5 protein-coding genes are annotated in these 12,240 nt (G+C 43.6%); 4 read left to right on the top strand and 1 reads right to left on the bottom strand.

From position 1 onward, the window contains the following. Positions 1-14 precede the first annotated feature (14 nt). The 3 genes from D0T66_RS14540 (at position 15) to D0T66_RS14550 (ending at position 4,525) form a co-directional block, all read left to right on the top strand. The gene (locus D0T66_RS14540; RefSeq protein WP_163358037.1) at positions 15-2,363 is read left to right on the top strand and encodes a TonB-dependent receptor; all 2,349 of its coding nucleotides are present in this window, start codon (positions 15-17) and stop codon (positions 2,361-2,363) included. A 119-nt stretch (positions 2,364-2,482) separates the two neighbouring features. Beyond that, entirely contained in the window at positions 2,483-3,409 is a 927-nt protein-coding gene (locus D0T66_RS14545) for an endonuclease/exonuclease/phosphatase family protein (RefSeq protein ID WP_163358038.1), read from the top strand. Between the two features lie 306 nt (positions 3,410-3,715). After that, positions 3,716-4,525 (top strand): histidine phosphatase family protein, encoded by an 810-nt coding sequence (locus D0T66_RS14550; protein WP_163358039.1) that lies wholly within the window; start codon positions 3,716-3,718, stop codon positions 4,523-4,525. A gap of 85 nt (positions 4,526-4,610) precedes the next feature. Here the strand turns inward: D0T66_RS14550 and D0T66_RS14555 are convergent, their stop codons facing one another. Then, positions 4,611-8,636, bottom strand: a complete 4,026-nt coding sequence (locus D0T66_RS14555; protein ID WP_221412236.1) for a hybrid sensor histidine kinase/response regulator transcription factor — start codon at positions 8,634-8,636, stop codon at positions 4,611-4,613. A 465-nt stretch (positions 8,637-9,101) separates the two neighbouring features. Between D0T66_RS14555 and D0T66_RS14560 the strand changes: the two genes are divergently transcribed. Next, positions 9,102-12,230: a TonB-dependent receptor gene (locus tag D0T66_RS14560; RefSeq protein ID WP_255489837.1), complete on the top strand. Its 3,129-nt coding sequence runs from the start codon at positions 9,102-9,104 to the stop codon at positions 12,228-12,230. Positions 12,231-12,240 lie beyond the last annotated feature (10 nt).

Here is a 12,240-nt window from a genome sequence, read left to right on the forward strand (position 1 = left end):
CACTTGAATTAGCTATGAAGAAGAAATTATTTAGCGTTTTATCTCTTGCGTTAATTTCCACGATGGGAGTAACGACAGTTCTGGCTCAGGAAACAGTGAAACAGGATACCGTAAAGGTTTCTGCTCCTAAAGCCGGCGAAACGACGAATGTGATGTTGAATGCTTCGGCAGACAACGGCCCCCGTGATGTAAATATCGGACTGCCTAAGAGTGTGGGTGGAACAGTTATATTAGAGAACGGTTTGCCTGTGACGTATGATTATATGGGACAGATGCCGACTGCTGTCTGGCGGCAGGATAATGGTATCTCCAAATTTAAGGTGTTGAACGTATCCGAAACGGCTTTGTTGGCGAGCGATGTGGGTGTCTCGGTCAGTACCTGGAGCAACAGGGGTACAGAGAAAACGAAAGGTGCGGCAACTTTTACGACCAATTCATTCGGATTGCTTCGTGGCGATGTCAGCATCAGCGGACCACTGAAAAAGGGCTGGTACTATTCGGCTACTGCATTCCTCAACTTCGATCCGGGAACATTTAATTCCAATATTTCGCAATTCCTCGACAAAACACAGGTTTACAAAGGTGTGATAAACAAGAAATATGCGAAAGGGCAGATTGGTTTGCAATATAAATATGCATACAGCGAAAGTATCTCTACAAAGCAGAGCCCGTATATCTATCGCAAGGACGGTAGCGTAGATGCTCTTCCGGGATTCCGTATCGGACGCGATTCTTACTTGGAGCAATCGGGAAGAATACATACTATAGACCCATTGACCGGCAATGCTGTCGACTGGGATGCTATGAGCAGTGGCGGAAGTACATCGCATGTGTTCGACCTGATGGGGGATCATAAGTTTGATAATGACATGGTACTCGACTACACCGTACGTTACCACTATGCCAAGTCAGGTTTCTATAATCCTTATCTGACAAGTATAAGCACGGCTGCAAGCCCTTCGTCAACACCGAATGTGGGCGACAAACGCTACTTCTATGCCGACAATCCCGATGCTCCGTATACCGGATATGTGCAAGGGGGTATGATGATATTCTCGCCGAGAACTGAGAAAAATACCATAATGGCTCGTTTCGAACTAAGTAAGAAATCGGAAAAACATCATTGGATGGTTGGTTTCCACAATTGGTTCTACGATGCGAATAAGGTTACTTCGGCGACATACAACTATCAGTTCGAAGTTGCTCCTAATCCTAAAATGTTGACTTATCAGGAATTTGACGGTACAAACTGGATCTCGAAAACGGATCAGTACGGTACAAGAAACCACAATGCCGCTTTGCAATATTACAATGGTATGGACAACAAAATGGCATTGGTAGGTAGCGAAAAATGGGAAATCAACAAAAAGCTCTCTCTGAATGCGGGTGCACGTATCGAATGGCAACGCGTAGACGGAGACTGGTATTCGGCGGCTGACAGAGCGGCAGCTCCTAATTCGACATGGTTATCGGGCAATACGACGGATGTGAAGAAAGACTGGTGGAATCTGAGCGGAACAGCCAACCTGACTTATAAAGCTTTTGACAATTTCGGGTTCTTGTTCGACGGATACTATTTGCAACAAGCCGGCAAGTTGAGCGCTTATGCAGGTGCTGACGATCCGGGTATCGAAAAGTGCGAAATACCGGGATTCTCTGCCGGAGTGTACTTCAATCATCCTATGATTAGCTTGGTATCGAAGTTTACAAAAATCGAGCGTACCAACTTCAAGAATAACTCTACATTCAATGCTATGTGGCAGGATGCGGCTTATCCGGGCAGAACATTCTCTGCTACAACCAAGCAGACAAGTAGTTACGATGTGAGCACAATCGGATGGACAACAGACATGCTTATCACGCCGTTCAAAGGATTCCAGTTGCACCTGTTGCTTACATTGCAGAATCCTAAGTACAAAAATTATGCAATGACAATTAATTACGCTGATGATAAAACGGTTCCCGGATATACGTCTACCTATTCCGAATCGGTGAACAATAACGGTAATGTGGCTCGTAGTGTATCTAAAACAATTATCGAAATCGACCCGAGCTATTCATTCGGTAAGTTCAAAGTATGGGCAAGTGCACGCTATTTCAGCAAGGAATATGCTAACTATCCTAATACATTGATATTCAAAGACCGCTGGGAGACATTTGCAGGTTTGAATTATAAATATGACAAAAACGTAGACTTTTCAATCAGTGCTGTTAACCTCTTGAATCAGAGTGGTGCACAAGGTTCTATCTCGGGTACTAACACAACCGATGCGGCCGGAGCTCAACTGTTGTATGACAAGCCGTTGGTGGGAACGTATATCCGTCCGTTTACATTGGAGTTCAAGACAAAAATTAAATTCTAATCAGCGAATACGCTTTGTGATAAATAACGAGTCTTTTGCAAGCGAGGGCAGCGACGAGCGCGTCCTGCCCCGCTTTCTAAAAAAAGATGGCTTAGTCACTTAAAAAAACTGGAAATACCATGAAAAAGACATTTAAAATATTATCCTTCCTGCTGCTTTGTTCGCTGTTTGCGCCGGATGTGGCAGCACAAGAGAAGAAGACATTCAAGCTGATCAGTTATAACGTTTACTGGGGGATGCGTCAGGATTCGACCGAAAACAAGTCGAAATTTGCCGAATGGATACGGCAGCAAGATCCGGATATTATCGCCTTGCAGGAGATGAATGGCTTTACAGCGCAGAATCCCGAATTTGCACCGAAAGGTTCGAACCCGAATAATCTGCAAAAGCTGGCGGAAAGTTACGGGCATCCTTATGTGTACATCGTTCGCGAACCTGCGCCCGACGGCTCTATCAGTTTTCCTGTAGCCATTACGTCCAAATATCCGATTGTGAATGTGACGCGCACGGTCGAGAATGCTTCGCATGGCTTCATCACAGCCGAAATCGAGGGATTCCACTTTGTAGTGACGCATTTCCATCCTTTCTCGTCCGAGAAAAGAGGGTATGAGATAGACCAGATACTGGCAACGGTGAAATCGAAGCCTGCCGGCTGGAAATGGCTGTTGATGGGAGACTTGAACTCCGTGTCGCCGCTCGACAGAAGCGAGTACGACAACAACCTGCTGCGCGACTTTATCCGCGAAGACAGGAAAAAACGCCCGCATAACAAGAATTTAGGCAAGGACGACGAGCTGGATTATACCATTCAGCAAAGGATTCTCGATTTTGGCTTTGTGGATGCTTTCAAGATGTTCTATCCGCAATTTGTGCCGTCTGCGCCGACTAAGTTGTTCTACGACCAGTCGAAGCACCCGCTGCGCTACGACTATCTGTATGTGAGCAAAAATATGCAGAAGGATGTAGTGAAATGCGAAATTATCAAGGATGATTTTACGGATGTCTATTCCGACCATTATCCGGTGATGCTGATATTTAAAAAATAGTGTGAATTAATCGTTGCATTCTACTTGTAGATTTATCTATGTTTAGTTACGGGTTACTACGTGCTTTGCACAGTTACAAGTTACAAGAAAAGTAACCACACTAATAAAACGCTGTTTTTTGTACCGGAAATAAAAAATAATTCGTTGGTATATATGGCCTTACGTGTGTTTTGATTGAAAAAACCGGTACAAAAAGTGGTGCAAGAAAGCGACACATTAGAGGCTTTTTTGGGGGAGTATAGAAGCAACTATTGATTCGCATAAATAATATGAAGTATGTAATTTATAACTAAAAAATAAAGTAGTATGAAAAAGAATATATTATTAGTCCTTGTGGCTCTATTGGCTGTTGTGCCATCTTCGTTTGCGCAGAAGAAAAGTGCTAAGTCTAAATCGAAAGACAATACGGTGGTGTTGTATATTACCCGTCACGGAAAAACGATTCTGAATACGATGGATCGTGTGCAGGGATGGGCTGATACGCCTCTTACGCCTGCCGGTGTGGAGGTTGCCGAATATTTAGGTGCAGGGCTCAAAGCCGAAGGAATAGACTTCAAAGCGGCTTATTCGAGCGACTTGGGACGTGCCCGCCAGACCGCACGCATTGTGTTGGATGCTAAGGGACAAACGAATCTGAAACTGAACGAAGTTCCCCAGATACGCGAAACAAATTTCGGAAGCTACGAAGGCGAATATAACACGCGCATGTGGAACGATGCGGCGCTCTATCTTCACTACAAATCTTACAAGGAAATGATGGTGGAACTGGAGAAAGATCCGACTACACTGAAAGATATGGTAGACTCTTTTAAAGCATTGGAAACGTTGGGAATAGGGGAGAGCTATGACGAGGTGAAAGCCCGCGGGCAGAAAGCTATACGCGAAATAGCCGAAAAAGAGGCGGCTAACGGCGGCGGCAACATCCTGATGGTAGGTCATGGTATGTCTATCGGTATATTCCTTTCGGATTTAGATAGTTACGGTAAGAAACCCGATGCCGGACACATGGGCAATGCTGCTGTGTGCAAGGTTATATATAAAGATGGGAAGTTTACACTCGAGTCTTTCGGCGATTTGAGTTATGTAGAAAAAGGTAAGGCTAATTCAGGGAAATAGAGCAATTAGAGGTTTGGTTTTATCTATGTAGAGAATTGATTCTATGAATCAGTTCTCTACATTCTTTTGTCTGATACCCTGTTGTTTATATGTTCCCGTCTTCTTCTTCGCTTATATCTTGGTCTTTGTATTTCGCCACAAAGTCTTTCGGCAGTACGTTGAACTGGCGGAAGAAGCTTTTGGTAAAGTATGAGGACGAGTTGAATCCGACGGCATAGGCTACCTCATTGATGCGCATATCCGTTTCTATCAGTAGCTTACACGATTTCTTCAAGCGGTATGTACGCAGATAGTCGCCCGGCGTGACATTGCAAATCGCTTTCAGCTTCCGTTGCAGGTTCGATCGGCTGATGAACAGCGTGGAGGTGAGCGATTCGATGCTGAAGTTGACGTCGGCAATATTCTTTTCTATCTCTTCGTTCAGTTTGTTCAGGAATTCGATGTCCTTTTTATTGTTCGATAGCCCGGAGTAAGGCGCGAACGGCGATTCCTTGAATTTTTCCATTACCGCCTGCCTGTTTTGCAGCAAAGTCTTTATCTGCGCTTTCAGATAGGATATGGAGAATGGTTTCTCGACAAATACATCCGCACCCGATTTCAGTCCTTCTATTTTGACGCTTGTCTCCGTCTTGGCAGACAATAGCACGACCGGGATGTGGCTGTAGTTCTGATCTTCTCTTATCCGCTTCACAAACGAAATGCCGTCAACCTCGGGCATCATAATGTCGGTGATGACGAGATCGTATCCTACCTCATTCAGTTGCAGCAAACCTTCCATCGCATTGGTGGCTGCTTTTATTCTGTATTCGCCCTCGAGCGAACTGGTGAGGAATTCGAGCATTTCTTCGTTGTCGTCTACAATCAGGATGGATATTTGCTTCCCTTTGTCTGCGCTTACCTCTTCTTCTGCTTTTAGCGATTCTTCTTCTATGATTACCTCTTTTTGAGTAGTGGATAAGACTAAGTTCTCGAACGAAAAGACAAATTTCGCGCCCCCTTTAGGCGAATCGAAAACGTTGATACTTCCATGCAGCAGTTCGGTCAGATGCTTCACAAGCGCTAATCCGATGCCTGTGCCGGAATGGCTCTTTGCTTGCTGCACCTGAAAGAACGGATCGAATATCAGCTTCTTCATATTATCGGCGACACCTATACCGTTATCCTCTATTTCTACGGTGTATTTGTCGTTGTCGTTTTTCAATCGCAGTATTATCTTGTTATTCGTAAACTTCAGGGCATTGGTCAGCAGGTTACTGATAACCTTGGTGACTGCTTCGGGGTCGGTTATGGCTTCTACCTTGTCGGCAGGAGGAAGCACCAGACGCAACTCTATTTTCTTTTTCGAGGCTGTTTTCGAGAAGCGCTCGTGTATCTCTGTAATCAGGGCGTTCATATCTATCCGGGCAGGGCTGACTATATAGGCTGTCGATTCCATTTTCCGGAAGTCCAACAGCTGGTTGATAAGGTCGGACAGTCGGTTGCAATTCTTCTCTATTATCGAGAGGTTGGGTTGCAGCTCGCGCCCTTCGGACAATATAATTTCTTCCAACGGAGCTTTTATCAGGCTCAGCGGGGTGCGCACTTCATGCGCAATGTTGGTGAAGAAGGTAATCTTGGATTGGAATGATATCTTCTCCTGTTCCGACTTGAATGCCTCCAGCTGGTATTTTTGTTTGATCTTGTTTCTTTTCTGGTAGAAGTGTACGGCCAGATAAATAATAACACATATTACGACAAAATAGAGCAGTTTGGCCGGTATAGAAAGCCAGAAAGGCGGCTGTACTTCTATGTTGATTTCTACGCCGTCATTGTTCCATAGTTCGTCGTTGTTGGATGCTTTGATGCGAAATTTGTAGACTCCCGGCGGAAGGTTAATATATGTTACCGAATTGTTATTATTTATATAATTCCAGTCATTGTCTACCCCTTCGAGCTTGTATGCATACAAGTTTTTCGCCGGACTGACATAACTCAGGCTGGCAAAGGATATGATAAACGACGATTTGTTGTATGGCAGGGTGATGTTCTCTTCTTTGTTGATGGAGAACATAATCTTTTTGCTGAGCTTTTTATCTTCGTCATCCAGCAGGGTGAAATCGGTTATCCTGACGTCGGGTATTGCTTCGTTTCTTTTTTCGCTTAAATCCTGCGGATAGAAACAGGTTATCCCGTTTATCCCTCCGAAATAGAATTTTCCGTCTTTGGTGCGCAGGCTCGATTTATAGTTAAATTCGTTGCTTTGCAAACCGTCTTGCTTGGTGTACAGTTTGTTATCCTCTGGTTTGTACCTGTTGTAATACAAAATTCCTTTATTGCAACTCAGCCAGATGTTGCCCGACAGGTCGTCTAAAATTCCATATACCACATTGTTAGGCAATTTGCCGTCGATTTCCGAAAAATTGCGGAAGATGTCGTTTTGGTAGTCGTAGAGGAATATTCCACGCCCTTCGCTGGTGAACCACAATTGTTTCTGGCTGTCGATGTATATGCTTGTCAGTTTGCTGTTTACGATAGGGTTGGTGGGCGAGAAAATTTCGTCGTAGTAGATCCATTCCTTTCTTTCGCGATTGTAGCGGATTACTCCGTCTCCGTAGGTGGCAAACCAGAAGTTGCCGTAAATATCCTCTTTCATGTCGTATATGAATGCGGATACTTGCGGTATGCGGGTGAAATTGTCGGTCTCTTTGTTGTATTTGTTCAGCCCGAAAGGAGTACCGGCGTATATGTCGCCGCTGAACGATTTATATATGGAGAATATGCAGTCGTCGTTGAGGCTGGTTGCTATGTGCGAGGTATTCCGGTAGTTGCGTAGCCTTTTTGTCTTGAGGTTGTAGATATCTATTCCCCGTGAGAATGTCCCTATCCATAGTTCGTCGTCGTCTAACAGCAAGGCGTGTATGTTGCTGTAACTGGTCTGTATGGGCTGGGTGAATGTCCTTTTGCGGGTGTCGAAATAGTTGAGCCCTCCATCTTCGGTTGCTATCCATATATTGTTCCTGTCATCTTCTATCATCTGGCTTATCGCCCTTCCCGAGAGGGTATTCTGGGTGGTTTCGGCATAATACGATTCGATAGGGATGGTAGACATGTTCAGGTAATTTACCCCGCCGAAATAGGTGCCTATCCACATGTTCCCTTCCTTATCCTGCTTCATGGAGTAGACGTTCTTATCGGTGAGGGTATGCGCCGAATTGGACTTGTCCAGACGGGTTAATACTTCCGTTTCGATGTTGAATGAATACAATCCGTCGTCTGATCCGATGAGGAGCGTGTTCTCATTGTAGAAAAAGAGGGTGCGGATATGGCTGATGTAGTAGCCGGGAGAATTGGGCCCGAAGAAGTTTTTGTAATCGCCCGAGTATTTACTGTATAGCCTGATTCCCCTTGCCCAGGTACCTAACCACAGATTGCCCCTTTTGTCTTCGGCGATGGAAAGGGTTTCGTTCGATGGGGCGTTGTCGAGGCTGAAGAGGCTGCTTTCGGCTTCGAAGCGTTCGGTCTGGCGGTTGTAGCGGAGTAACCCGAGGCGTGTCCCTGCCCAGATAGCGCCTGCTTTGTCCTTATAGAAGCACCATATTGTATTCTTTTCGAGATCATACTGGTTTACTTCTATTTTGCGGGATTCTCCGGTTTTTGTGTCGTATGTGATTATGCTGCCGCTGTATGTTCCTATCCATAATAAGTCGTCGTCTTTGAGGAGGGAATATACCTGTGGGCTGACTTCTTCATCGTCGATTACGAGGGTGATGTCTTCGAATATTTCCTCGTTAGTATCCATTTTGTAGACGCCTAAGTCCGTACCTAAGAAAAGGGCGTTTTCTTCCCCTTCTATTATAACCCGGATGTAATTATTCCCGATGGATTGGGGGTTTTGTGGCGAATTCCTGAAAACCCTGAAATTGAATCCATCGAATTTATTAAGCCCGTCTTTTGTGCCGAACCACATAAACCCTTTCCGGTCCTGGAGTATACTATGCACTGTATTTTCCGATAGCCCGTCATCTACCTGATATGATTTGAAATTGAAATTCGGATAGTCCCTCGCAAAAGCATCAGATGCAAAGGCTGCTAATAGTACGAAAACTATTTTCAAAATAGCAATATATCTCATGTACGTTGAATTGAAGATGATTCAGAAATGCCGTTCCCCTTATAGTTATAGCAAAGGTAAGCCCCCTTTATTTTCGCAAATGGTAAACCGTGGTCAATAAGTTGTAATTTTCGTTCATTTCGCCCGGAATGTTACAAACTGCTATTTATAGAATGAAAAATGTCACTTCTGAATATAATGCCCCCTTATTTTTACATCCGGTATTGAAAGCGAGGGTTGTGAAAGATACACACCAGTACTTGCATTTAATTTTTAAATATAATCAAAACTAAAGTATTAACCTTGGAATTACTATGCTTTATTTCTTCAAACCAGTCTGATTTCTTATGTCGCTGCCTGTTGCGATTTGAGAAATATTAACAATACTAATAATAAAATAACAAATCCCTAAATCCCATTATAAATTTTTATAACCTTAAAGATTGAAGTATGAAAATAAATCGAAACTTTAAACTAATTATGGCGATGTGTTTTCTATTAACTCCATCTTTGGCTTTTGCCTATCCTTCTAATCCGGGGATAGACGGAGTCGAAATCGTTAATGAAGACATCGAGGTGTCCGGTACCGTACTGGACGAGTTTGGCGAACCGCTAATCGGGGTTACTGTGTCGGTGAGAGGAACGACCTCAGCGGCGACACAGACCGATATTGATGGTAAGTATACCCTGAAAGTGCCATCGGGTTCGTCTTTGCGTTTTTCCTATGTTGGTTACCAAACAGTAGAAGAGCCTGTGAACGGGCGTTCGGTAATCAATGTTAAGTTTATGAAATCTTCGTCCGAATTGGAGGAAGTGATTGTTGTCGGTTATGGTACTCAGAAAAAAGAATCAATTACCGGTGCTATCTCGGCCATCGGTGGCGATGATTTGATGACTACCAATGCCTCTACAACATCTACTGCCTTGGCAGGTAAGATTGTCGGTTTGAATAACCGTATGACGAATGGTCGTCCGGGAAGTACGACTTCCATCAATATCCGTAACATGGGTACGCCTTTGTTCGTAATTGATGGGATTCAGACAGACGAAGGCCAGTTTAACAATATCGACGCCAATGACATCGAGTCGATAAGTATACTAAAAGACGCATCTGCGGCAATTTATGGATTGAGGGCAGCCAATGGTGTAGTCGTAGTAAAAACAAAATCGGGCCGCAAGAATACTAAGAATACCATCAACGTAAATGCAAATTACGGATGGCAGACATGGTCGCGTTTCCCTAAACCGGCAGATACGGAGACTTATGTGAAAGCAAAGTATCAGTCTGATGTTATTCGTAAATCGAATGATCCTGGTTATACAATGACTTATACGCCTGCCGATTTGGATAAATGGCAACAAGGGACTGATCCGGATTACAGGGGATTCGATTGGTATGACTACATTATCAAAACGTCGCCACAGTCGTATATCGGTGCCAATATGAGTGGAGGTACGGATAAAGCGACTTATTATTTGGCGTTGAGTAATACGAATCAAGAAGCAACTATTCGTAATTATGGTGATTTCGACCGTACGAATATGCAAATGAACTTGAATGTAGATATTACAGAAAAATTCAGAGTAGGTGGTCAGATCAACGGTCGTATCGAGAAGAGAAGACGTCCGGGGGTTCCGGGTGGTGATGACTACTGGACAGCTATGTTTGCTATCTATCGTAACTTACCTACCAAAAGACCTTTTGCTAATGACAACCCTGATTATCCTGCAAGAACAGCGGATAGAACAGACGTGAACTTCGGTATGTTGAACTTTGACAAATCGGGTACATACAAAGAAAAATGGCGTGTTGTTCAAATGAACCTCGATGCAGAATATAAAATTATCGACGGTCTCAGCATCAAGGCGTTGGGAGGATATTATTTTGCAGACTTCGAATTGGCTAACCATGAGTATACTTATAAGCTTTATGACTATGATAAAGCAACAGATACTTATTCGGTGAATTATGAGATGAGTAATCCATACATGGAGCGCAAGTATGAGAAGGTAGAAGAAATGAACGGTCAGTTATTGATTGACTTCAACCGTCAGTTTGGAGACCACAAGATTGCAGCTGTAGCCGGAGGGGAATTCAAATCGCATCAACGTCCGAATTTCTGGATACGCGACAGGCCTACTGCTAACTCAATCGATAATATTTATTTGACTACTGTTGCTGAAATTAATGACAACCTTGCATCGAAAGAAACAAGAGCCGGATTTATCGGTCGTGTAAACTATGATTTCGCAAACAAGTATTTGGCAGAGTTTATTTTCCGTTACGACGGTTCGTGGAAATTCCCTAAGGATGACCGTTGGGGATTCTTCCCTTCAGTTTCATTGGGATGGCGTGTGTCGGAAGAAGACTTCTGGAAACCATTGAAAGAAACAGTTAATGACTTCAAACCTAAATTCTCGTATGGTATTGTCGGAAACGATACATTTGACGGTTACAGTGCATATGACTTCCTCGGAGGATATACTTATAACGACGGAGGAGCTGTCCTTGACGGAAAATGGGTTATCGGTTCTAAAGCACGTGGCATTCCGGTAAAAACATTGTCTTGGCTCGAAGCTAAAATGATGAACGTCGGATTTGATGCTACATTCCTGGATCACCGATTGACTGCTGAGTTCAACTACTTTACCCGTAAACTGGATGGACTTCCGGCTGACAAATGGGACGTTCTTGTACCGACTGAAGCAGGATTCTCGCCTCCAAGAGAAAACTTGAACTCGGAAATGTTGAAAGGGTTCGAAGGTTCCCTTACCTGGAAAGATACATGGAAAGATTTGAATTACCGTATCGGTGGTAACTTTACGTTCTCTCGTAAGTATAACTGGCATCAATACAAACCTCGCCATGGTAACTCGTGGAAAGAATATCGCGATTCACGGAACGAACGATATGCTGATATCGCTTGGGGATATCAGGTAATCGGTCAGTTCAAAAACTGGGAACAAATTGCCAACTATCCTGTCGACATTGACGGTAAAGGTAACTCGACTATGCGTCCGGGAGACTTTATCTACAAAGATACGAATGGTGACGGTACTATCAACGGTATGGACGAACGCCCTATCGGTTATCGTCAGGGAGCACTTCCGTATATGAACTTCAACTTTAATTTCGATTTCGAATACAAAGGCATCGACCTGAGCATGACTTGGGGTGGTTCTACATATGCTTCTTACCTGATGCAATGGGAGATACAACGTCCGTTACATGATGGTGGTAACAGCCCGCAGTTCATGTTAGGCAACCAATGGCATCTTGCTGATATCCATGACGCGAACAGCGAATATTTGCCGGGTAAATATCCTATGGCTCTCTCAGGAAACTCAGATCACATGAATTATAGAACAAATGACTTCTGGTTGAAGAATGTAAACTATTTGAAACTTAGAAACCTCGAAATAGGTTATAGCTTACCGAAGAAAATTTTGAATCCTATCGGAATAGAACGTTTTAGAGTGTATACTTCTATGCAGAACCTCTTTAGTATTGACAATATGCATGATATAGATATTGATCCTGAGTTGTCAAAAGATAGTGCAATTGAATATCCTACGACTCGTGTGATAAGCATTGGATTCAATTTAACATTCTAATACAAAACAA

This window comes from Dysgonomonas sp. 25 (assembly GCF_010501075.1).
Lineage (GTDB): Bacteria > Bacteroidota > Bacteroidia > Bacteroidales > Dysgonomonadaceae > Dysgonomonas.